Source organism: Flavobacterium caeni, assembly GCF_900101895.1.
GTDB classification, from domain to species: domain Bacteria; phylum Bacteroidota; class Bacteroidia; order Flavobacteriales; family Flavobacteriaceae; genus Flavobacterium; species Flavobacterium caeni.
This window is the reverse complement of sequence record NZ_FMVF01000012.1, coordinates 14019-36024: the sequence shown is the minus strand read 5'-3', so window position 1 is coordinate 36024 and position 22006 is coordinate 14019. Positions and strand designations below refer to the sequence as shown.

General features: G+C 48.1%; 21 protein-coding genes and 4 tRNA genes. 24 read left to right on the top strand and 1 reads right to left on the bottom strand.

All coding sequences use genetic code 11. The features are described from left to right. Nucleotides 1-6: 6 nt before the first annotated feature. Entirely contained in the window at nt 7-756 is a 750-nt protein-coding gene (lipB, locus tag BLP55_RS12100; RefSeq protein ID WP_091144474.1) for a lipoyl(octanoyl) transferase LipB, read from the top strand. Here lipB and BLP55_RS12095 read toward each other — a convergent pair. Then, complete coding sequence (locus BLP55_RS12095; protein ID WP_091144471.1) at nt 716-1318, bottom strand: ribonuclease HII; 603 nt, start codon at nt 1316-1318, stop codon at nt 716-718. The two genes, lipB and BLP55_RS12095, sit on opposite strands and share 41 nt — an antisense overlap. Nucleotides 1319-1509: 191 nt before the next feature. Between BLP55_RS12095 and BLP55_RS12090 the strand changes: the two genes are divergently transcribed. From BLP55_RS12090 to rplA, 23 genes are all read left to right on the top strand, one after another. After that, nucleotides 1510-4689 (top strand): SusC/RagA family TonB-linked outer membrane protein, encoded by a 3180-nt coding sequence (locus tag BLP55_RS12090; protein ID WP_091144467.1) that lies wholly within the window; start codon nt 1510-1512, stop codon nt 4687-4689. Between the two features lie 4 nt (nt 4690-4693). Beyond that, nucleotides 4694-6436: a SusD/RagB family nutrient-binding outer membrane lipoprotein gene (locus BLP55_RS12085; RefSeq protein WP_091144464.1), complete on the top strand. Its 1743-nt coding sequence runs from the start codon at nt 4694-4696 to the stop codon at nt 6434-6436. 11 nt (nt 6437-6447) lie between these two features. Beyond that, nucleotides 6448-6996: a hypothetical protein gene (locus BLP55_RS12080; protein ID WP_091144461.1), complete on the top strand. Its 549-nt coding sequence runs from the start codon at nt 6448-6450 to the stop codon at nt 6994-6996. Between the two features lie 18 nt (nt 6997-7014). Next, entirely contained in the window at nt 7015-7878 is an 864-nt protein-coding gene (locus BLP55_RS12075) for a hypothetical protein (RefSeq protein WP_139149662.1), read from the top strand. Nucleotides 7879-7992: 114 nt separating this feature from the next. Beyond that, a complete protein-coding gene (locus tag BLP55_RS12070) occupies nt 7993-9357 on the top strand; it encodes a T9SS type A sorting domain-containing protein (RefSeq protein ID WP_091144452.1) in 1365 nt (454 codons plus the stop codon). 109 nt (nt 9358-9466) lie between these two features. After that, nucleotides 9467-11407, top strand: coding sequence for a putative porin (locus BLP55_RS12065; protein ID WP_091144450.1), 1941 nt, complete (start codon nt 9467-9469; stop codon nt 11405-11407). Between the two features lie 268 nt (nt 11408-11675). Beyond that, the gene (locus BLP55_RS12060) at nt 11676-13037 is read left to right on the top strand and encodes a pyridoxal-phosphate dependent enzyme (RefSeq protein ID WP_091144704.1); all 1362 of its coding nucleotides are present in this window, start codon (nt 11676-11678) and stop codon (nt 13035-13037) included. A gap of 108 nt (nt 13038-13145) precedes the next feature. After that, on the top strand, nt 13146-13634 hold the full coding sequence (locus BLP55_RS12055; protein WP_091144446.1) for a 3'-5' exonuclease: 489 nt from the start codon (nt 13146-13148) through the stop codon (nt 13632-13634). 41 nt (nt 13635-13675) lie between these two features. Further along, a complete protein-coding gene (locus tag BLP55_RS12050) occupies nt 13676-13921 on the top strand; it encodes a PspC domain-containing protein (RefSeq protein WP_244503460.1) in 246 nt (81 codons plus the stop codon). A gap of 27 nt (nt 13922-13948) precedes the next feature. Then, complete coding sequence (locus tag BLP55_RS12045) at nt 13949-14824, top strand: helix-hairpin-helix domain-containing protein (RefSeq protein ID WP_091144443.1); 876 nt, start codon at nt 13949-13951, stop codon at nt 14822-14824. 16 nt (nt 14825-14840) lie between these two features. Next, nucleotides 14841-15983, top strand: coding sequence for an acyl-CoA dehydrogenase family protein (locus BLP55_RS12040; protein WP_091144439.1), 1143 nt, complete (start codon nt 14841-14843; stop codon nt 15981-15983). A gap of 355 nt (nt 15984-16338) precedes the next feature. Continuing rightward, on the top strand, nt 16339-16533 hold the full coding sequence (rpsU, locus tag BLP55_RS12035) for a 30S ribosomal protein S21 (RefSeq protein WP_091144435.1): 195 nt from the start codon (nt 16339-16341) through the stop codon (nt 16531-16533). Nucleotides 16534-16599: 66 nt separating this feature from the next. Continuing rightward, entirely contained in the window at nt 16600-17493 is an 894-nt protein-coding gene (locus BLP55_RS12030; RefSeq protein WP_091144432.1) for a tyrosine-type recombinase/integrase, read from the top strand. Between the two features lie 33 nt (nt 17494-17526). Then, entirely contained in the window at nt 17527-17829 is a 303-nt protein-coding gene (gene hpf / locus BLP55_RS12025; RefSeq protein WP_091144427.1) for a ribosome hibernation-promoting factor, HPF/YfiA family, read from the top strand. Between the two features lie 91 nt (nt 17830-17920). Next, nucleotides 17921-17994: transfer RNA gene (locus BLP55_RS12020), tRNA-Thr, on the top strand. A 121-nt stretch (nt 17995-18115) separates the two neighbouring features. Then, nucleotides 18116-18199: transfer RNA gene (locus BLP55_RS12015), tRNA-Tyr, on the top strand. A 367-nt stretch (nt 18200-18566) separates the two neighbouring features. Further along, nucleotides 18567-18638, top strand: a tRNA-Thr gene (locus tag BLP55_RS12010). Nucleotides 18639-18689: 51 nt separating this feature from the next. Beyond that, nucleotides 18690-19883, top strand: a complete 1194-nt coding sequence (tuf, locus tag BLP55_RS12005; protein ID WP_091144424.1) for an elongation factor Tu — start codon at nt 18690-18692, stop codon at nt 19881-19883. Between the two features lie 60 nt (nt 19884-19943). Next, a tRNA-Trp gene (locus BLP55_RS12000) sits at nt 19944-20014 on the top strand. A 16-nt stretch (nt 20015-20030) separates the two neighbouring features. Beyond that, nucleotides 20031-20225, top strand: coding sequence for a preprotein translocase subunit SecE (gene secE, locus BLP55_RS11995; RefSeq protein ID WP_394331925.1), 195 nt, complete (start codon nt 20031-20033; stop codon nt 20223-20225). A gap of 5 nt (nt 20226-20230) precedes the next feature. Continuing rightward, complete coding sequence (gene nusG, locus BLP55_RS11990; protein WP_091144697.1) at nt 20231-20782, top strand: transcription termination/antitermination protein NusG; 552 nt, start codon at nt 20231-20233, stop codon at nt 20780-20782. Between the two features lie 69 nt (nt 20783-20851). Beyond that, on the top strand, nt 20852-21295 hold the full coding sequence (rplK, locus tag BLP55_RS11985) for a 50S ribosomal protein L11 (RefSeq protein ID WP_091144416.1): 444 nt from the start codon (nt 20852-20854) through the stop codon (nt 21293-21295). Nucleotides 21296-21298: 3 nt separating this feature from the next. Beyond that, on the top strand, nt 21299-21988 hold the full coding sequence (rplA, locus tag BLP55_RS11980; RefSeq protein WP_091144412.1) for a 50S ribosomal protein L1: 690 nt from the start codon (nt 21299-21301) through the stop codon (nt 21986-21988). Nucleotides 21989-22006: the final 18 nt, after the last annotated feature.

Genomic DNA, 22006 nt, shown 5'->3' with positions numbered 1-22006 from the left:
CACGCCATGAATAAAATCGTCCGCCTCGAAGATTTGGGTCTTAAAGATTACAAGCAAACCTGGGAATACCAGGAATCGTTGTTCAATGCCATTGTCGATTTGAAAATCAAAAACCGACGCGAGGACACCCATCTCCCGACGCCCAACCACTTTCTTTTTGTCGAGCATCCGCACGTATACACGCTGGGCAAAAGCGGCGATTTCGACAACCTGCTCATCAGCGAAAAACAGCTGGCCGAAAAAGGCGCGACGTTCTACAAAGTCAACCGTGGCGGCGACATCACCTATCACGGGCCCGGGCAAATTGTCGGGTATCCGATCCTTGATCTGGACAACTTTTTTACCGACATCCACAAGTATTTGCGTTTGCTCGAAGAAGTCATCATTTTGACCTTGGCCGACTACGGCATTACGGGAACCAGGAGCGAAGGCGAAACGGGCGTATGGCTCGACGTAGGGACGCCTTTTGCGCGAAAGATTTGCGCCATGGGTGTGCGTGCCTCGCGTTGGGTGACCATGCACGGCTTTGCGCTCAACGTCAATGCCGATTTGGGTTATTTCGACAACATGATTCCGTGTGGGATCCGCGGAAAATCGGTTACTTCTTTAAATGTAGAGTTGGGTGTGAACCGTGTCGATATGGGTGAGGTCAAAGCCAAAATCAAAAAACACTTTGCCGATTTGTTCGAAGCCGAGCTTCAGCAGACGACTTCTGCTATCCAAAATCCAGCGACAGCTGATCGGGCAACAACCTGAAACTCATACGATGGTACTTGGTGGGGCCGTACTTTTTGATGGCTTCGCGGTGCTCTTGGGTGGGATAGCCCTTGTTTTTTTTCCAGTTGTACATCGGGAATTCCTCGTGGATGCGGTCCATGTAAGCGTCGCGGTAGGTCTTGGCTAAAACCGAGGCGGCGGCAATGCTTTTGTATTTCGAGTCGCCTTTGACGATGCAGCTGTAGGGGATGTCGTTGAACGGTTTGAACCGGTTCCCGTCTACAATTATATATAAGGGAGTGGTGTGCAATTTACCGATGGACTCCTGCATGGCGCGGATCGAGGCGTTGAGGATGTTGATTTCGTCGATCACCGTCGGTTCGAGATGCGTAACGGCAAAACACAAGGCCTTTTCTTCGATGATAGGTCGCAGCGTGGCGCGGTGCTTTTCGGTCATCAACTTGGAGTCGTTGAGCCATTCGTGGTTAAAGTCTTCACCCAGGATCACTGCCGCCGCGGTTACCGGGCCCGCCAAACAACCGCGTCCGGCTTCGTCTGTGCCCGCTTCGATGTCAAAATCGGAATACCTGGGAAATAGCATGGGAAAATAATTTTCACAAAAATAGGGAAATGCAGCCAACCTTTTTGCATTGCATGACATCTGTAGGAGAAGTTGCGCTAACAATTTCTTAGCGGAATTTTGTTTTTAACACGCTGGCCTTGTTATATTAATTTGGTTAATTAAGAAATTATTAGGAAGTTTGCGGAATAACTAACTCAAATAAATTAAATATGAGATCTAAGTTCAAGTGGATTTTTGCGCTATTGCTAGCGTTCTCAATGCAGTTTTCTTTTGCACAGGAGAAAACGATTACCGGTACGATTACCGACGGCGGACTTCCGATGCCGATGGTAAACGTAGTCAATAAAAATACCAAAGTGGGTGTGCAATCCGATTTTGACGGAAATTACGCGATCAAGGCCAAAACAGGCGATGTGCTCGAATTCTCTTTCGTAGGATACAGCAATGTCTTGATCACCGTTGCGGCGGCCACCAAGGTCAACGTTCCGATGAAGTCCGATGCGCAACAGTTGGGTGAAGTCGTTGTAACCTCGCAAGGCATCAAGAAAGAGAAGAAAGCGTTGGGTTATGCGGTAACTACGATCAAGGCCGAGGAATTCGCCGCCAAGCCATCTACCGATGTCGTCAGGGCATTGACGGGTAAGGCGCCGGGGGTGAACATTCAGCAAACGAGTGGTTTGTCTGGTTCTGGAACCAACATCATCATCCGCGGTTATTCTTCGATCACTGGAAGTAACCAGCCGCTTTTCGTCGTCGACGGTATTCCGTTCAACGCCGATACCAACAGTGATGGTAACTTTCTCGAAGGAGCGACCAATGCGTCGAGCCGTTTCTTGGATTTGGATCCGAACAACATCGAATCGATCAGTATCTTGAAAGGCCTGGCCGCTACAACACTTTACGGATCTGCGGGTTCGAAAGGGGTGGTTTTGGTGACGACCAAGTCGGGTAATACAAAAGAACTCAACAAAAAGATGGAGATTTCGGTCGCGCAGTCGATGTTTATGACCGAAATTTCAGATTTGCCGGATTTCCAAAACAACTATGGTGTTGGTAACGACAACGAATACCGCACCACATTTGGTAACTGGGGGCCTAGCTTCGCGACGCGTGGCGAAGGCGGAATCGGAATGGACGGTACCGTCGATCACCCTTATGCTTATTACGGTGCGGGCGTGTTTCCAGAATACCTGAACGCCGATGGCACACCTAAAAAAGTAGCGTGGAGACCGTACGACAACGTATCGCCGTTCTTTACTACAGGTACGGTGAGTACTACTTCGGTTAACATTGGAGGAAGAGCAGAAGGTACCAATTACAACTTAGGGGTTGGCCACACCGACGATACCGGTTTTATCGAAAACAACAACTACCGTCGTTTGAACTTGAATACTGGTGGTTCGACGAAACTTGGAAATGGGTTTACTTTGAGCACGGTTATGAACTATGTGCGTACTGATAAAACCGCGCCATTGACCGGTTACGGTTATGGCTCTGGCTCTGTCACGCCATCGACGTTCGCGACCATTTTGTATACGCCGAGAAACCTTGACTTGTTTGGGTTGCCGTATGAAGATCCAAACACACACGAATCGGTCATGTACAGAAGGGACATCACCAACCCGCGTTGGTTGCTCAAAAACGGTAGCGATGAAGAAGCCGTAAGACGTTTTTACGGAAACTTCACCGCCATGTACGACATCAACTCTTGGTCAAACGTGTCTTACCGTTTGGCGCTCGACAATTATACGCAGTCGAAACGTTACTACATCAACAAAGGAGGTAACGAATCGCGTGACGGATACATGCGTACGACCTTCAACGAAAACACGATTTTCGACCATACGTTCAGCTACAACTTTAACGCAAACCTCGACAAAGACCAATCTTGGACACTCGACGGTACGGTAGGTTTGAACTCGCGTATGGAAGGTTATGACTATACTTATTTGGAAAGCTACAACCAATTTGTTTACGGCTTTAACGAGCACCAGAACTACGAAGAACACTTGGGTTATTCCGATCACCAAAACCAGAACATCGTAGGTTTGTATGGTAGTGCCACGTTGGGCTTCAAAAAATATTTGTTCTTGAACGTACAGGGTCGTAACGACTGGTTCTCGTCTTTGCAAAAAGAAAACCGTTCGTTGTTCTATCCATCGGCATCGTTGTCGTTCATCCCAAGCGACGCTTTCGAATTCATGAAAGGCAGCAAGGCGGTCAACTACTTGAAGATGCGTTTGAGCTACGGTTCATCGGCAGGCTTCCCGCCACCTTACCAAACCATTATCGGATTGGAATCGGCGACTACACAGTTCGTAACGCCTTCGGGTGAAACGGTCAACTATATCGCGCCAAGTTCGCGTGTAGGAAACCTGGACTTGAAACCTGAATTGTACAAAGAACTTGAATTCGGTTTGGAGACCAAATTGTGGAACAACCGCATCGGTATCGATTTGTCACTCTATGACAAGACTTCTACCGATTTGATCATCGTACGTGACGTAGATCCGGCTTCGGGCGCGACTGATCGTTACGACAACATTTCCGAAATGTCGAACAAGGGTATCGAATTGGGCTTGAGCTTTGCTTTGTTCCGTTCAGACAGCGACGGATTCACTTGGGATCTTTCGGGTCAGTTTACTTCAAACCGCAACCGTGTAGAGCGATTGGGTGATGGTGTAGAGCGTTTCGCCTATGCTGGTTTCACAAACCTCGGTAACTTTGCCGTGCCAGGACGTCCTTTGGGTGTCATCATGGGTAGCTCGATCATGCGCGATGGAAACGGCAACTATGTAGTAGGTTCAGACGGTAATTACTTGGTTAACAATGAACTTACAGAGATTGGTGATCCAAATGCCGACTGGCGTTCAACCGTGATCAATCAGATTTCTTATAAGAATGTAACCTTTGGATTCCAATTGGAGTACCAACAAGGTGGCGATATTTACTCGAACACCGCCAATGCGTTGCTTTCGCGTGGTGTGACCGAAGATACCAACTGGGACCGCAGCAGAACGTATGTTTTGCCAGGGGTTAACGTAGATGGTAACATCAACCAGATCCAAATTGGTGCAACCCAATACGGATTCAACAACAGCGGTTTCTTTATCGACGAACAATCGGTATTTGATGCAACCAACCTGAGATTGCGTGAGATTTCACTTTCTTACGACGTGCCTAAGCGCATTCTTGAAAAAACGCCTTTTGGTAGAATGTCGATTTCAATCATCGGCCAGAACCTTTGGTACAAGGCGTTCAATTTCCCTGAACACCTCAATTTTGACCCAGAGGTCATGAGTTTGGGTGTGGGTAACGGACAAGGCTTCGATTACTTGACCGGTCCTACCGCCAAGCGTTACGGGTTCAATATTAATTTAACATTCTAAGAAGATGAAAATAAAGACATTCAGTAAAAAATTTCTAGTCGGCGCGCTGCTCTTGGCATTTGCCGGTTGCGAAACTTTTGATCTCGACCAAACCGAGAACCCAAGTACGCTTCCGCAAAGCTACAACGACCCGATCCAGGCTTTCAACTATATCCAGCTTCAGTTGCCCGATTTTGTCAATTCGGCCAACTCGTTCACGCAACGCGTGACGCGCCAAATGGCAATGACCGGCGGACGTACCTATGACAATGCGTTCCAGCCCGAATTGTTCGACAACAACTGGATCATTGGCTACCGTATTCTCAATACAGTCAAGCAAATGGAGGCCAAGGCGCTTGCCGATCAGCAGTACCGCGTTTTTGGCGCCTCTAAAGTAATCCGTTGCTACGTTTTGATGACGTTGGTGGATCTTTATGGAGACGTGCCTTACAGCGAAGCGCTTATGGGAAATGCCAACTTGACACCAAGATACGACGCGAGTGAGGATGTGTACGCAGGAGTTTATGGCGAATTGAACGATGCCATCGCGTATCTTCAAAATACTGCAGCTACCAATGAGGATTTGGCGCAAGATATTATGTTTGGAACCGGCGAAGTAGCCGCGCCTGATGCCGACGCATGGATTCGCGTAGCCAATTCACTGAAGTTGAAAATGCTCCATACGGCACGTTTGACAGGAATTCAAGGCTATGATACGGCCAGTGAAGTAAACGCATTGATTGCTGGCGGACAACTGATCGACAGCGCAACCGAAGATTTTGCCTTCCGTTACGGAACAGAGCGCGAAGTGCCGAACTCACGTCACCCAGACTATAACAATGATTATGAATTTGGTGGTGGCTCTTACTTGGGCAACTACTTCATGTGGGCTGTTTCTCGTGAAAAAGCAGAGCCGACCGGCGGAAGCTATCCGTACTTCGACATCCGTACACAGTACTACTTCTACCGTCAGGCAGCCAACTCGACCGATACACCGCAAAACTTGCCGTGCGAGTATTTCGCCTCACCTGAGCATTACGGTAACGTAATCTACGCTTCATTCTATATTCCTGATGCGGTAGAAGCCGCCTATTGTACGACCGACCTTGGAGGCGACGGCACCTCGTTTTGGGGACGTGACCACGGAGACGACTCGGGTATCCCGCAAGACGACGAAACACGCAGCGCACACGGTTTGTACCCTGCAGGCGGAAAGTTTGACTATACGGCCAGCCCGGTTGCCAACAACCAAGGCGTAGATGGTGCCCTCGGCGAGGGAATCATGCCAATCTTGTTGTCTTCGTTCGTGCATTTCATGAAGGCCGAATTGGCGCTGACGGTTCCAGGTGTCACTGGCAATCCAGCCGCCGAGCTCGAAGCCGGTATGCGTGCATCATTCGAGAAAGTGACCACGGCCATGCCGCAACAAGAACGCGAGCCTAGTCAGTCGGTTATTGATTCGAAAGTGACTACTTATGTTAACTTTGTGATGACGCGTTTCAACGCTGCTTCGGCTGCCGACAAACTCAACATCCTGGTAAAGGAGTTCTACATCGCGAGCTGGGGTAATGGTATCGAGCCGTACAACAACTACAGAAGAACAGGCTATCCAGATAACATGCAGCCTACCTTGGAGCCAGAACCGGGCCAGTATTTCTATACGGCATTGTACCCGGCCATTGGCGTCAACAACAATCCAAACGCACCGGCCAACGTTCGTACACGCAAAGTGTTCTGGGAAGAAACGGCTGGTTTAGACTTACACTAAAAAAAGATACTATGAAAAAAATAGCCATTTTTACTTTATTTGCGGCCGCCGCGCTCACCTTTTCGTCTTGTGAGCAGGAATCATTGGATCCGCTACCGGAAAAAGTTGAAGGTATGTATGTAATTCTCAACGTACAGCAAGCTACCTTGGAGTTCGACAATTTTGAAACTACCGCTTTTAGAGGCACGTTGACCAACCCTTCGAGCAACATCGTGCGTTACGAGTTGTTTGTCAGAAGAAGAAACCCGAACGGGGTAAGTACCAGCAATACCAAATTGCTCGAAACGATTACTTCGTTTCCGCATCAGTTAGAGATTACGCCTGCCAAGATTGCGGCGGCGCTCGAAGTGCCGGTTACTGAATTGGCCGTGGGCGACGTATACCGTTTCATCGGATACTCTTATGACGCTTCGGGAACCAAGACCGGATACAACAACCTGTCGGCGGTTTTGCGTACCACCCCGACCATGAAGCAAGGGTACAAGTGGAGTGCCAACGCGGCCGCTGTGATCAACCCAGGTGACCCGTTCAATATTTACACTCCGTTTTCAAACAACTAAAAAAATTGCATGATGAAAATGAAAATATTTAAAAGTTTGTTGCTGTTGCCTGTTGCTGCAATGGTCTTTGTAGGATGCCAGGACGACGACGAGCGTTACAACGGATCGCCGGTTGGCAAAAACAACCTTGTGACGCTGACGGGGCAATTGAGCACCAATGTTACCTCGGCTTTGACCGATCAAAAGATTGAATTTACCGTAACGCTTCCCCGAACGTTTTCGGACACCGTAGCGGTTCAGGCCACGGCCATCAGCGACTCAGGACGTCGTATCAGAGGTTCTGTCGATGTAATGCCGGGCGAAACCACTGCAACCGGTGATATTTTTGCGCCTGGCGGTTCGATTTTCGACACCACCTTCGACATGTACTTGTCGGGTATTGCGTTGCAAACACCAGATCCGGTAGGGACGCACTATTTCCTGACTTCGGACGTGCTGAAGATTGCAACAGGTAATTCTGCAATTCCTGTGCAAAACAGTGAGCGTTTGATTATCAGATTGGTTTGGCCCGACGCTACATCGACCACCAATACGCTGGCCATGACTGTAGATCGTCCTACCGCTGCAGACGGCAACGCGCCTTTTCAGAACGGAGGTAGGGAACACAGGATTAATGTGGGTAGTACCGGAAATAATACGGGAGGAGCATTGTCGACTGAAGCGGGCGACTATTTATTCAAAATTAAGGCGACTGCTTTGTTGCAACAACCGATCGACATGCCGTACCGTTTGATCATTGTGTATCCTGACGGAGAAGCCGATGTGTTCTCGGGCGTTTACAATGGTTTGACGACAACTTCGCCAGAGATTACCATTGCAAAAATCAACAAGTCCTATGTAGGTAACGAAACGGTGTTCACTTCAGAAAACCTTATTCCTTAAAATTACCATTCCCCTGCCTGTAGAAAGCAGGCGGGGGAATATTTAAGTTAATGTTTTTGAAAACTTAACTTAATCCGTTATATTTGCTTTTCACTTTAATCAAAATTATTTATTATGAAAAAATTATTACTATCGCTTTTCCTCGCTGCGGGGCTGGGTGCGCAAGCACAAGCTACCTATTGGCAGGAAGTTTCAACAGGTTTCTCGACAACTTCTACTACACAAGGACAAATTTCTTACGCACCAGGAGGTGGCGGAGATGTGGTTTGGACGTACGGTGCTGCCGGTGACGGTTCGGGCGACTACTATCAAATCTGGGGTCGTTCACTCGACGGCGGTTTGACCTGGACTACAGGTGCCATCAACTTGGGTTCTGCTGACTTGGTGATCGGTTCAATCCACGCGATGTCGGCCACCACGGCTTACGTATCGGTGTGGCCAAACGGTTCGCTTCAAGGCGGTATCTGGGTAACCACCAACTCTGGTGCCACCTGGACCAAGCAACCGACGGCGCTTTTCAACGACGGTTTGATCTCGTTTGCGAACTTGGTCTATTTCTGGGACAACAACAACGGTGTGTGCCAAGGTGACCCTGCCAATGGATACTTCGAAATCTATACCACTACAAACGGCGGAACCAACTGGGTTCGTGTACCACAAGGTAACATCCCGATGCACCAGGTAGATGAGTACGGCTATACCCACAACTTTGAGATTTTTGGCGACACCATATGGTTCGGCACCAACCAAGGCCGTATCTACCGTTCGAACAACCGTGGTGTGAATTGGGTTTGGGCTGCGCAATCACCAATCTCTGACTTTGGTGGCGCTGCACAAAGTGGTAGCTATGCGATGAAAAACGGTACCGATGGTCTTTTGATTTCATCAGACTGGCAGTTCTTTAGAACTACCGACGGTGGTCAAACTTGGAATGCCGAGTTCCCAGGTGGCGAATACTACAGAAACTTCGACATTGCTTTCGTTCCTGGAACCGATAACACCTATGTTGTTACTGGTGTAGATATCGACGAAGTAGGTAGAGGTTCTTCGTTCTCTTTGGACGGAGGATTGAACTGGACAGACATCAACAACATTGACCCAGATCCGGTTGACGGTGGTGGTTCACTCGAGTTCTACGACTGTACACACGGTTTGGCTTCAGGTTTCACGACTTCATCTACTGTAGGTGGTATCTGGTACAACCTGTTCGACTGGTGTTCTACGTCAGCTACAAAAGATTTCGCTGCGCAAGGCTTTACTGCCGTTCCAAACCCAACTTCTGGTGCTTTGGAGATTTCAGGAAAAGACATTGCTAACGTAGCGGTTTATGACATCTTGGGCAAAGAAGTGATGAATTCAAACTTCGGTTCTTTGAACACAGTGAACATCAACTTGGGTTCTTTGAACGCAGGTGTGTATATGGTTAAAGTGACTACTGCAGCCGGTGCTTCATCGACTACCAAAGTGGTTAAACAATAATCAGATTTAATCTGAATCTCAAAAGCCATCCTACGGGATGGCTTTTTTGTTTTCTTAAATTCTGCCGACATTGTAAACAAAACGCTATTTTTGTGCTTTATTTGCACGTATGAGGATTGTACTGCTGGCCGTTTTGCTGTTGTTTTCGGGCGTTGTTTTTGCGCAGGAGCCCGCGCAGGAAAAAGCCCCCAAAAGCCTGAGAAAAACCGAAGAGGATAAAGCCAAGGAGGCCGCGCAGCGCGCACCCATCACTTCCTACCGCATCGTGACGCTCGAGCGCGACACCACCTATGTAGACACCTCGCTGACCATAAAGGACGAGTACGAGTACAATTACCTGCGCAAAGATATCTTTGGGTTGCTGCCGTTTGTCAACGATGGGCACACCTACAACACGCTCGACTACGGCCGTACCAATTTTTCGCCGTATCCCGAGTTCGGATACAAAGGCAAGCACTTCAATTACCTTGAAGTAAAGGACATCAAATACTATTCGGTGGCCACACCGCTCACCGAACTCTATTTCAAAACCGTCATGGAGCAAGGCCAAAGCGTAGATGCACTCGTGGCGGTCAACACATCGGAACAATTCAATTTCTCGGTCGCTTACCGCGGCATACGCTCGCTCGGCAAGTACATCAACCAATTGACCAGCGCAGGCAATTTCAGGTTCACGACCAGTTACCACACCAAGGGCGGCAGGTATGTGATCAACGCACACTATGCCGGCCAAGACATGCAAAACGGCGAGAACGGCGGCATCACCACACCCGAGGATTTCGAAAGCAAAGACGACGCGTTCAAGCAACGCCAAAGGCTCGAAGTCTATTTGCCCGATGCCAAGACGTTCCTCAAAGGCAAGCGCGTGTTCTTAGACCATGCGTTTCGCATCAACGGGAACCACGGCAGCAATAACCTGTATGTGACGCATCAGTTCAATTACGAAACCAAGTTTTTCGAATACAACCAGGCCAACGTGCAATCGGCCGCGCGTGGGTACTTTTACAATTATTTTGGCGAGGCGTCGCAACAAGGCCTCAACGACCAGGTGCGCTACAACAGGTTGTACAACAAAATCGGCGCGGTATACGAAAACGAAACGCTGGGGAAATTCCAGTTTTTTGTCGACGACTTCCAATACAACTATTACTACAATTCGGTTTTTGTATTCCCCGATCGTGTCGTGCCGGGCAAGATCAACGACAAGATCAATTCCGTCGGCGGGCAGTACGAGTACCGCAAAAACAACTGGCGTGCGCAATTGCTCTATTCGAATTCGATGACCAATCAGTCGCTCACCAACCTAGACGGACAAGCCAGTTACACGTTCAACGAAAAGAATGTGTTGTCGTTCCGCTACCAAAAAATCAACAAACTGCCCAACCACATCTACAACCTGCACCAAAGCACGTTTACGCATTACATTTGGGCCAACAACTTCAAGAACGAAAAAATCAACAACATCGAAGTCGAGGCCAAAACCCAATGGGCCACCGCGTCGTTCCAGCTCTCGAACATCAACGACATGCTGTATTTGAGCAACGACGCCGCCACCGATACGTTGCAGCTCATTTCGCCCAAGCAATACGGCAAGTCCATCCAGTACCTGTCGTTCAAGATCGGCAAGGAATTCAAACTCGGCCGTTTTGGGCTCGACAATACCGTGCTCTACCAAAAGGTCAGCCAGGACGACAACATCCTGAATGTCCCCGATTTTGTCACGCGAAATACGCTTTACTACAGCGACTATTTTTTCAAAAAAGCACTGTACCTGCAAACCGGCGTCATCTTCAACTATTTCACGAAATACTACGCCAACGACTACAACCCCGTGCTGGCCGAGTTTTTTGTTCAAGATCAGCAAGAAATCGGCGGTTACCCGATGTTCGATTTCTTTGTCAACGCGCGCGTGCGCACCTGCCGCATCTTCATAAAGGCCGAACATTTCAATTCGGCATGGTCGTCGCGCAACGAATTTTACGCCGCGCCCAACAACCCGTACCGCGATTTCGTGATACGTTTTGGGCTGGTTTGGAATTTCTTCAAGTAGGGCCGAGCGTTAACAAAATGTCCGGTGGACATTTTTAGCGAAGGAGCCAGGTGGCGGGTTGGCGGGCGTGCCGGCGATCGACATTGTTGCGAGGCCGAACATTGTGGCGCCGTCGGGCTGTCCGCGGTGCGCGGCACCTTGCTTCCATCCCTCACGCAGCATCCGTGAAACCAAACGGTCCCTTCACGAAATCGATTGAACTTTAAGACAACTTTGTTCGGCTTTGAATCCCAAATGCCTATATTTGTCGCGCAAAATTTGCCAAACCATGAATTACTCAGAAAACATACTCGGTACAATCGGCAACACGCCGCTGGTCAAACTCAATAAAGTGACCCAAGGTGTCGATGCGCTTGTATTGGCCAAGATTGAAACGTTCAACCCCGGAAACTCGGTCAAAGACCGTATGGCCGTTAAAATGGTCGAGGACGCCGAAGCCGATGGTCGTCTCAAACCGGGCGGCACCATCATCGAAGGTACCTCGGGCAACACCGGTATGGGGCTTGCGCTCGCGGCCATCGTCAAAGGCTACAAGCTTGTTTGCGTGATCACCGACAAACAATCGAAGGAAAAAATGGACATCCTGCGCGCCGTAGGAGCCAAGGTGGTCGTGTGTCCTACCGATGTAGAACCCACCGACCCGCGTTCGTATTATTCGGTTTCTAAAAGACTGGCCGAGGAAACGCCCAACGCGTGGTATGTGAACCAATACGACAACCCGTCGAACGCCATCGCGCACTACGAACAAACCGGTCCCGAAATCTGGGAACAAACCGAAGGCAAGATCACGCACTTTATCGTGGGCGTGGGCACGGGCGGCACCATTTCGGGTGTGGCCAAATACCTCAAAGAGAAAAACCCGAACATCAAATGTTGGGGTATCGATACCTATGGTTCGGTGTTCAAGAAATACCACGAAACCGGAATTTTTGACGAAAACGAAATCTACTCCTATATTACCGAAGGCATAGGCGAGGACATCCTGCCCAAGAATGTCGATTTTTCGGTCATCGATGGCTTCACCAAAGTCACCGACAAAGATGCGGCGGTATACCAACGCAGGCTCGCGCTCGAGGAAGGCATCTTCGTCGGGAATTCGGCGGGCGCTGCCGTCAAAGGGTTGTTGCAGCTCAAGGAGGAGTTCAAGCCCGACGACGTGATTGTCGTGCTGTTCCACGATTCGGGCAGCCGATATGTGGGCAAGATGTTCAACGACGATTGGATGCGCGAACGCGGATTCCTTGACGAAGAAATCACCAAGGCCGAAGAACTCATCGCCGACCACATCGACAAGCCGCTCGTGGTGGCACGTACCGAAGAACTCGTTTCGCACGCCATCGACCGTATGCGCAAATACAAGATTTCACAAATTCCGGTCATCGACACCAGCGGATTCGTCGGCTCGGTAGACGAATCGGATTTGTTCCAAAGCTATGTGACCGACAAGAACGTGGCCGAAAAACCGATCAAGGACGTCATGGGCAAACCTTATCCGATTGTCAAGATTGGCGCGCCTATCGAAGAAGTCTCTAAGCTGATTACCAAGGACAACCAGGCCGTGTTGATCGATTTGGGCAACGGCCGACACCACATCATCACCAAGCACGATATTATTGGGTCGATAAAGTAAGGGAAATTCCAAATCCCAAATTCCAAACTCCAAATTCCATCCCGAAGCGTCGGGACCAAATCAGGGCGCTTGGAATTTGGTGCTTGGAATTTGGAATTTATAAAAAGTATGACATTCACAGCCATTGATTTTGAGACCGCCACCGGGCATCCCGAAAGCGCCTGCGCGGTAGGTATCGTGACGGTCGACGACGGTCTCATTGTCGATGAATACTATACGCTGATCCAGCCGCCGTTCAACCACTATTGGTACCACAACATCCAGGTGCATGGCATCCGTCCGGTTGATACCGAGAACGAGAAGACCTTCGACGGTCACTTTCCCGAAATTTACAAACGGCTGTTCGGGCGCACGGTGGTGGCGCACAACGAATCGTTCGACCGCAACGTGCTTTCGCGTACCATGAAACACTATGGGTTGTATTACGACGAGCTTGAAATTGCCGACCGTTGGGAATGTACTTGTCGGATATACCGCGCCAAGGGCTACAAGCCGGCCAACCTGAAGTATTGTTGTGAACGCAACAGCATTGCGCTCAACCATCACGAAGCATTGTCCGACGCAAGGGCCTGCGCGCAATTGTACCTGATGCGGTAAATCTGTAATGGGGTTCTCGGAATTTTGACTACATTTATCCGATGGAAACCAAAAACCAACTGCCGTTTGTCATCCGACTCAAGTACCATCTCGAGGAGTATGGGTTTCACGTGTGTTCGCGCTTGGCCGACAAGCTCGGGATGCGGGCCAACAACGTTCGGCTGTTTTTCATCTACATTTCGTTTGTGACCGCCGGGCTTTGGTTTGGCGTTTACCTGACGCTGGCTTTCTGGATCAAACTCAAGGATTTGGTCCGCGCCAAGCGAAGTTCTGTTTTCGACCTCTGATTTTTTCTTCCTTTATACGCCATCCCGATGAATTTACGCCAACGCCCTTCTTATTTTTCATACACCAAATCGCAACGCAACGGGTTGCTCGTTTTGTTTGCATTGGTTGTCGCGCTTCAGGCCGCCCTTGTTTTTATCCGATTCAAACCGCTGCCTGAGAATCGGCCACAGCAGCAGGCTTGGCTTGCGTTGCAGCCACAGTTCGACTCGTTGGCCAAAATCAAACCCAAGCGGTTTGAGCGGCGTCCTTTTAACCCCAACTTCATCACCGACTTCAAGGGTTACCAACTGGGGATGTCGGTGGCCGAGATCGATAGGTTGCTCGCGTTTCGAAAGACCAACCGGTACGTGAACTCGGGCGCGGAGTTCCAGAAGGTGACGGGTGTTTCTGATTCGTTGCTGGCCAGCATGGAACCTTGGTTTAAATTTCCCGATTGGGTCAAGAACAAAAAACCGAAAGCCGACAACAATTGGGCTTCTTCCGGTTATCCAAAAAAAGCCAAATCCAGGATCGATCTCAACCACGCCACCGCCGACGACCTGAAAGCGGTGTACGGTATTGGCGATGGACTTTCTAAACGTATCCTTGAGCAAAAGGAAAAGTTGGGCGGTTTTGTGAGCATGGCACAAATGGAGGATATTTGGGGGTTGTCGCCCGAAGTGATCCAAAAATTGAAAGAGTCGTTCCATATTGGTGCGTTGCCGACGGTCAAAAAAATCAAAATCAACGAAGCGTCGGTCAAGGAGCTGTCGCAATTTCCTTATTTCAGGTATCCGATTTCGCGCGAAATCGTGACTTTTAGGAGCATGAATGGCGAAATCGATTGCGCTGAGGATTTGCTAAAAATTTCTGCAATTCCTGTTGAAAAAGTGAGTGTAATTGCCTTATATTTGGAATTCTAAAAAAATTACCGATAAAATGGATTTTGGATACAATGAAACGCAATCGATGATTGCACAATCGATCAGGGATTTTGCCGAGCAGCATATCCGGCCGAACATCATGGAATGGGACGAAGCGCAAACTTTTCCCGTGCCGTTGTTCAAGCAATTGGGGGAAATGGGGTTTATGGGCGTACTGGTTCCTGAAGAATTGGGCGGTTCCGGGTTGGGGTATCACGAATACATTACCGTAATCGAGGAGATTTCGAAGGTAGACCCGTCGATAGGGTTGTCGGTGGCGGCGCACAATTCGCTTTGCACCAACCACATCTTGACCTTTGGCAACGACGAACAAAAGAAAAAATGGATCCCGAAATTGGCCACGGCCGAACACATCGGCGCCTGGGGACTTACCGAACACAACACCGGATCTGATGCCGGCGGGATGAACACGACGGCCATCAAGGACGGCGACCACTGGATTTTGAACGGCGCGAAAAACTTCATCACGCACGCCATTTCGGGCGACATTGCCGTGGTGATTGCGCGTACGGGCGAAAAAGGCGATTCCAAAGGGATGACCGCATTCGTGCTCGAAAAGGGCATGTCCGGATTTTCTTCGGGGAAGAAGGAAAACAAATTGGGGATGCGTGCATCTGAAACGGCAGAACTCATCTTTAGCGATTGCCGCGTTCCCGATGCGAACCGTTTGGGCGAAGTGGGCCAGGGGTTTATCCAGGCGATGAAAATCCTGGACGGAGGCCGTATCTCGATCGGGGCGCTCGCGTTGGGTATTTCGAAAGGTGCGTATGAAGCCGCGCTCAAGTATTCGAAGGAACGCCAGCAGTTTGGAAAGCCGATCAGCGAGTTCCAGGGTATTGCGTTCAAGTTGGCCGACATGGCCACCGAGATCGAGGCATCGGAATTGCTGTTGCACAAATCGGCTTACCTGAAACAAACACACCAGCCCGTGACCAAATTAGGCGCGATGGCCAAGATGTATGCGTCGGAGGTGTGTGTCAAGGTGTCGAGCGAGGCGATCCAGATTCACGGCGGCTACGGTTACACCAAGGATTTTCCGGTGGAGAAGTTCTTTAGGGACTCTAAACTTTGTACCATTGGCGAAGGCACGACCGAGATTCAAAAATTGGTCATTTCGAGAAACGTATTGAAAGATTGATATTTCGGATAAGTTACAAGAGGTCGGGGTTTTCCGGCCTTTTTTTTTGCGTGAGATTTGAGATTAAGAGGAGGAAGCCCGGTGGGCTTCAGGTATAAATCGATACTTTTATTTGATCGAGTTACATGATTTTGACTGTGGCTTGCGTGAGGGATAGAGGCAAGCACCGCGTGCAGCCGATAGCCCGACGGCGACGGAATGTTGAATTTGACGAAGATGATGATCGCCGGCACGCCACGATTATTAATTATTTTTTATTGGGTATTATTTAGTGTTCTAAAAAAATAAAAAATATTAATAAATAATAAAAAATTAAATTATCTTTGCGGCCTTAACGAAAGGAGGTGTCCAAACTATGTTGATTATACCAATTAAAGACGGAGAAAATATTGATAGAGCGCTTAAGCGTTACAAGAGAAAATTTGACAAGACAGGAACTGTTCGTCAACTTCGTGCGCGTCAGGCTTTTGTGAAACCTTCTGTCACCAACAGGATGAAAATCCAGAAAGCGGCATACATCCAGAAACTGAGAGACAGCCTCGAAGGATAAAATTTCTTCGGATTTTAAAATAGACCGTCGGCCTAAAGTCATATCTTTGGGACTGACGGTTTTTTTATGGACTACGGCAAGCAGGCATACCGCGACTATCTTTCGCTCGAAAAGAATTATTCGGCGCACACGGTGACGGCCTATTTGAACGATGTTAATTTTTTCCAGACGTTTATTGCTGCGGAGTTTGATTCAGACGATTTGTATGCGGTGAATTACAGCCAGATCAGAAGCTGGATCGTGTCGCTGGTAGAAGCGGGCGTGTCGGCGCGGTCGGTGAACCGAAAGATTTCGTCTTTGCGGTCGTACTACAAATTCTTGCTCAAGACCAAGCAGGTCGAGGCCAGCCCTTTGCTCAAACACCAATCGCTCAAGACGGCCAAGAAATTGCAAATTCCGTTCTCTGAAAAGGAAGTCGATTTGGTGCTCAACCAAATCCAATACCCCGAAGGTTTCGAGGGTTTGCGCGACAAGCTCATCATTGATTTGTTTTATACCACGGGCATCCGCCGCGCCGAGTTGATCCAGTTGCAACTTTCGAGTTTCGCCTCGAACGGCACGCTCAAGGTGCTGGGAAAACGCAACAAGGAGCGCATCGTGCCGCTTTTGCCAATTATTTCCCAACAGGTTGGCGCGTATCTTTTGGAACGGGCTCGGCTGGAGCAGGTTAAAGACGCGTCGTTTTTTTTCTTGACCTTAAAAGGCGTTAAATTGAACGATTCGTTTGTGTATCGATTAATAAATCACTACTTTAGTAATGTCTCCGAGAAGGTAAAAAAGAGCCCGCATATTTTAAGACATACCTTTGCGACGCACCTTCTCAACAACGGAGCCGATATCAATTCAGTAAAGGAATTATTAGGACACGCGAGCTTGGCATCTACACAAATCTATACACACAGCAGTTTATCGGAACTCAAACAGGTGTATGGACATGCGCATCCGCGAAACCAACGTTGATTCCTTTTATGTTTAACCAATAAATTTGAGATTATGAAGGTAATCGTGCATGCAGTAAACTTTACTGTCGACAGAAAGCTGGTGGATTTTATCCAGGAGAGAATGGACAAATTGGACAAATACTACGACAAGATCGTATCGTCTGAGGTTTTTTTGAAGGTTGACAACGTAAGTGAGAAGGAAAATAAAATCGTCGAACTCAAGATCCATGTGCCTGGAGACGATTTTTTGGTCAAGAAACAGTGCAAATCTTTTGAAGAAGCGACAGACCAATGTGCCGAAGCTGCCGAACGATTATTGATGAAACGAAAGGAAAAAATCAGGGCGCACACCTAAATTAATTTTTTTTTGGAAAATGTTTTGATTGAACAACAAAATGCTATACATTTGCAGTCCGTTAGAAATAGCGGACTTTTTTTATGTCAATGCCGGTGTAGCTCAGCTGGCTAGAGCAGCTGATTTGTAATCAGCAGGTCGTGGGTTCGAGTCCCTCTATCGGCTCAAGGTTATTTTGAATGTTGAATGCTAAATTTTAAATGTATCAAATCATTTGAAATTCAAAATTTAGAATTTAAAATAACTAAAAGAATGTTCTTTTACAGTATTGAAAATAAAAAGGTTAGGGAAGATACTCAAGCGGCCAACGAGGACGGACTGTAAATCCGTTGGGAAACCTTCGCAGGTTCGAATCCTGCTCTTCCCACCAATTTTTGAATAAGCATTTGTCCGAAAGCTCGCTTTCGAGCAAATGGGTTTCAAAAATTGAGTAAAGGTTCACCTTTACGGATCACCGCGCAGCGGTAATCCCAAATGTGTTCCGAATTGCTTGATTTTGGAGCTCGCTTTCGAGAAAAAGTGTAATTCAACTGAGGTTTTGGTTTGTTTTGATTCGGCTCGCGTCAAACAAGCTTGAAATCTCCAAAAAAACAGGAACGGGCAGCCGCCCAATCCATCAAAAAACGGTGTTTCTCAAACGCAGCTGTTACAAGCTGTGGGCGAAAGCGCCGGAACTTCAACCTTCAAATTCAAGACAGCTTCCACTTGTCTGGGGTTTGAAGTTGGAGTTTAACCTTGCCGGTGTAGCTCAGGGGTAGAGTGCTTCCTTGGTAAGGAAGAGGTCACGGGTTCAAATCCCGTCATTGGCTCAATTAGAATTTTGAACACTAATATATAACTAAGATTAAAAATTAAGTAAAATGGCAAAAGAGAATTTTAATCGTTCCAAGCCGCACTTGAACATCGGTACGATTGGACACGTTGACCACGGAAAAACTACTTTGACTGCTGCTATCACTAAAGTTTTGGCAGAAGCTGGTCACTCTAAGACTGCTGCAAAATCTTTCGACCAGATCGATAACGCACCGGAGGAAAAAGAAAGAGGTATTACCATCAACACGTCGCACGTTGAGTACGAAACTGCTAACCGTCACTACGCACACGTTGACTGTCCAGGTCACGCGGATTACGTAAAGAACATGGTTACTGGTGCTGCTCAGATGGACGGCGCTATCTTGGTGGTAGCTGCTACAGACGGTCCTATGCCACAAACACGTGAGCACATCCTTTTGGGTCGTCAGGTAGGTATTCCACGTATCGTTGTTTTCATGAACAAAGTGGACATGGTAGACGATGCCGAGCTTTTGGAGCTTGTTGAAATGGAAATCCGTGACTTGTTGTCATTCTACGAATACGACGGAGACAACAGCCCGGTAATCCAAGGTTCAGCTTTGGGTGGTTTGAACGCCGACCCGAACTGGGTGCCTAAAATCCTTGAATTGATGGAAGCAGTTGACAACTGGATCGAAGAGCCAGTTCGTGACAACGCTAAGCCATTCTTGATGCCAGTTGAAGACGTGTTCACGATCACAGGTCGTGGAACTGTTGCAACAGGTCGTATCGAAACAGGTATCGCCAACACAGGTGACGCTGTAGAGATCATCGGTATGGGTGCAGAGAAATTGACTTCTACCATCACTGGTGTAGAGATGTTCCGTAAGATCCTTGACCGTGGAGAAGCTGGTGACAACGTAGGTTTGTTGTTGCGTGGTATCGACAAGGCAGACATCAAGCGCGGGATGGTTATCATCAAGCCAGGATCTGTAAAGCCACACTCTAAATTCAAGGCAGAGGTTTACATCTTGAAAAAAGAAGAAGGTGGCCGTCACACGCCATTCCACAACAACTATCGTCCACAGTTCTACGTACGTACAACTGACGTAACAGGTGTTATCTCTTTGCCAGCTGGTGTAGAGATGGTTATGCCTGGGGACAACTTGACCATCGATGTGGCTTTGTTGAGCCCAATCGCAATGAACGTAGGTTTGCGTTTCGCTATCCGTGAAGGTGGACGTACTGTAGGTGCAGGTCAGGTTACTGAAATCGTAGAATAATTATTGTACGAATAACTTAAAAAACCAGCAGCACTTTGATGTGTTGCTGGTTTTTGATAAACGGGCATAGTTCAAGGGTAGAATAGCGGTCTCCAAAACCGTTGATGGGGGTTCGAATCCCTCTGCCCGTGCAAAAAAGAAATGACAATGAAAGTATTCAATTATATATCGGAGGCGTTTGGTGAGTTGAAAGACAACGTGACTTGGCCGGAATGGGCAGAAGTGCAACGCCTTACCATTGTAGTTGCTGTTTTTTCAATATTGTTCGCACTCGCTACTTGGGGTACCGATGAGCTTTGCGCCAAAGCCATTGCCGGATTTTTCAATTTGATTAAAGGGTAGTGATCATGGCAGACAATAATGTGAAAAAATGGTATGTGGTTCGGGCGGTAAGCGGACAGGAAAACAAAGTCAAGGCTTATATCGAAACCGAAATCAACCGATTGGGAATGGGTGACTATGTGGCGCAGGTGCTCGTGCCTACCGAAAAGGTGGTGCAGGTGCGCGAGGGCAAAAAAGTTACCAAGGACAGGGTGTACTTCCCGGGCTACGTCATGATGGAAGCCAACCTGGCCGGAGAAATCCCTCATATTATCAAGTCTATCACAGGCGTGATCGGTTTCTTGGGTGAAGTCAAAGGAGGCGATCCGGTGCCGCTCAGGATGTCTGAAGTGAACCGAATGTTGGGCAAGGTCGACGAGTTGACCGTAAGCACCGATACCCATTCGATTCCGTTCAACATCGGCGAAACAATTAAGGTTATTGATGGTCCTTTCAACGGGTTCAACGGAACGGTTGAGAAAATCAACGAAGAAAAGCGCAAGCTTGAAGTCATGGTGAAAATCTTCGGAAGAAAGACACCGTTGGAACTGAGCTTTATGCAAGTCGAAAAAGTATAATTTGTTACACTATTATAATTAACCGCAAACGCCTGCTTCCACAGGCCGCTGCAAATTTTAAATTTCACAATGGCTAAAGAGATTAGTAAAGTAGTTAAACTACAAGTTAAGGGAGGTGCCGCGAATCCATCGCCACCGGTTGGACCTGCTCTTGGTGCTGCTGGTGTGAACATCATGGAATTCTGTAAGCAATTTAACGCCAGAACCCAGGATAAGCCCGGCAAAGTGTGTCCAGTGGTCATCACTGTATACAAAGACAAATCGTTTGATTTTGTCGTAAAAACACCACCGGCTGCCGTCCAATTAATGGAAGCTGCAAAACTTAAAGGAGGTTCAGGAGAGCCAAACCGTAAGAAAGTAGGCAGCATCAGCTGGGACCAGATCAAAACCATCGCAGACGACAAGATGGCCGATCTGAACGCATTCACTGTGGAGTCTGCCATGAGCATGATCGCAGGTACAGCAAGATCTATGGGTATAACTGTAACTGGAGATTCTCCGCTTAAAAAGTAAGACATGGCAAAGTTGACTAAAAAACAGAAAGAAGCGGCTTCAAAAATCGAGAAGAACAAACTGTACACTTTGAAAGATGCATCTGCACTCATCAAAACAGTTGCTTCGGCGAAATTTGACGAGTCGGTAGACATCGCTGTGCGTTTGGGCGTAGATCCAAGAAAAGCGAACCAAATGGTACGTGGCGTAGTTACATTGCCACACGGAACCGGTAAAGACGTTCGCGTTTTGGCCTTGGTTACGCCAGATAAAGAAGCAGAAGCCAAAGCCGCTGGTGCAGACCACGTAGGCTTGGACGACTACTTGCAAAAGATCAAAGACGGTTGGACCGATATCGATGTGATCATCACCATGCCGGCCGTTATGGGTAAATTGGGACCACTCGGACGTGTACTCGGACCACGTGGACTCATGCCAAACCCTAAAACCGGAACCGTTACTATGGACGTTGCGAAAGCCGTTCAAGAAGTAAAGTCTGGTAAGATCGACTTTAAAGTAGACAAAACGGGTATCGTTCACGCGGGTATCGGAAGAATTTCTTTCGGTGCAGAGCAAATCACCGAGAACGCACACGAAATCATCCAAACATTAATCAAACTGAAGCCAACTGCGGCCAAAGGAACTTACATCAAGAGCATCCACTTGTCTAGTACAATGAGCCCTGCGATTCCTTTGGATACGAAAGCGGTGTAAGTAGTTATACATTAAATC

Bases quoted from the DNA above. Each gene is read 5' to 3' on its own strand.
- lipB (WP_091144474.1), top strand. From the start codon at position 7: ATGAATAAAATCGTCCGCCTCGAAGATTTGGGTCTTAAAGATTACAAG.
- BLP55_RS12095 (WP_091144471.1), bottom strand. From the start codon at position 1,318: ATGCTATTTCCCAGGTATTCCGATTTTGACATCGAAGCGGGCACAGAC.
- BLP55_RS12090 (WP_091144467.1), top strand. From the start codon at position 1,510: ATGAGATCTAAGTTCAAGTGGATTTTTGCGCTATTGCTAGCGTTCTCA.
- BLP55_RS12085 (WP_091144464.1), top strand. From the start codon at position 4,694: ATGAAAATAAAGACATTCAGTAAAAAATTTCTAGTCGGCGCGCTGCTC.
- BLP55_RS12080 (WP_091144461.1), top strand. From the start codon at position 6,448: ATGAAAAAAATAGCCATTTTTACTTTATTTGCGGCCGCCGCGCTCACC.
- BLP55_RS12075 (WP_139149662.1), top strand. From the start codon at position 7,015: ATGAAAATATTTAAAAGTTTGTTGCTGTTGCCTGTTGCTGCAATGGTC.
- BLP55_RS12070 (WP_091144452.1), top strand. From the start codon at position 7,993: ATGAAAAAATTATTACTATCGCTTTTCCTCGCTGCGGGGCTGGGTGCG.
- BLP55_RS12065 (WP_091144450.1), top strand. From the start codon at position 9,467: ATGAGGATTGTACTGCTGGCCGTTTTGCTGTTGTTTTCGGGCGTTGTT.
- BLP55_RS12060 (WP_091144704.1), top strand. From the start codon at position 11,676: ATGAATTACTCAGAAAACATACTCGGTACAATCGGCAACACGCCGCTG.
- BLP55_RS12055 (WP_091144446.1), top strand. From the start codon at position 13,146: ATGACATTCACAGCCATTGATTTTGAGACCGCCACCGGGCATCCCGAA.
- BLP55_RS12050 (WP_244503460.1), top strand. From the start codon at position 13,676: ATGGAAACCAAAAACCAACTGCCGTTTGTCATCCGACTCAAGTACCAT.
- BLP55_RS12045 (WP_091144443.1), top strand. From the start codon at position 13,949: ATGAATTTACGCCAACGCCCTTCTTATTTTTCATACACCAAATCGCAA.
- BLP55_RS12040 (WP_091144439.1), top strand. From the start codon at position 14,841: ATGGATTTTGGATACAATGAAACGCAATCGATGATTGCACAATCGATC.
- rpsU (WP_091144435.1), top strand. From the start codon at position 16,339: ATGTTGATTATACCAATTAAAGACGGAGAAAATATTGATAGAGCGCTT.
- BLP55_RS12030 (WP_091144432.1), top strand. From the start codon at position 16,600: ATGGACTACGGCAAGCAGGCATACCGCGACTATCTTTCGCTCGAAAAG.
- hpf (WP_091144427.1), top strand. From the start codon at position 17,527: ATGAAGGTAATCGTGCATGCAGTAAACTTTACTGTCGACAGAAAGCTG.
- tuf (WP_091144424.1), top strand. From the start codon at position 18,690: ATGGCAAAAGAGAATTTTAATCGTTCCAAGCCGCACTTGAACATCGGT.
- secE (WP_394331925.1), top strand. From the start codon at position 20,031: ATGAAAGTATTCAATTATATATCGGAGGCGTTTGGTGAGTTGAAAGAC.
- nusG (WP_091144697.1), top strand. From the start codon at position 20,231: ATGGCAGACAATAATGTGAAAAAATGGTATGTGGTTCGGGCGGTAAGC.
- rplK (WP_091144416.1), top strand. From the start codon at position 20,852: ATGGCTAAAGAGATTAGTAAAGTAGTTAAACTACAAGTTAAGGGAGGT.
- rplA (WP_091144412.1), top strand. From the start codon at position 21,299: ATGGCAAAGTTGACTAAAAAACAGAAAGAAGCGGCTTCAAAAATCGAG.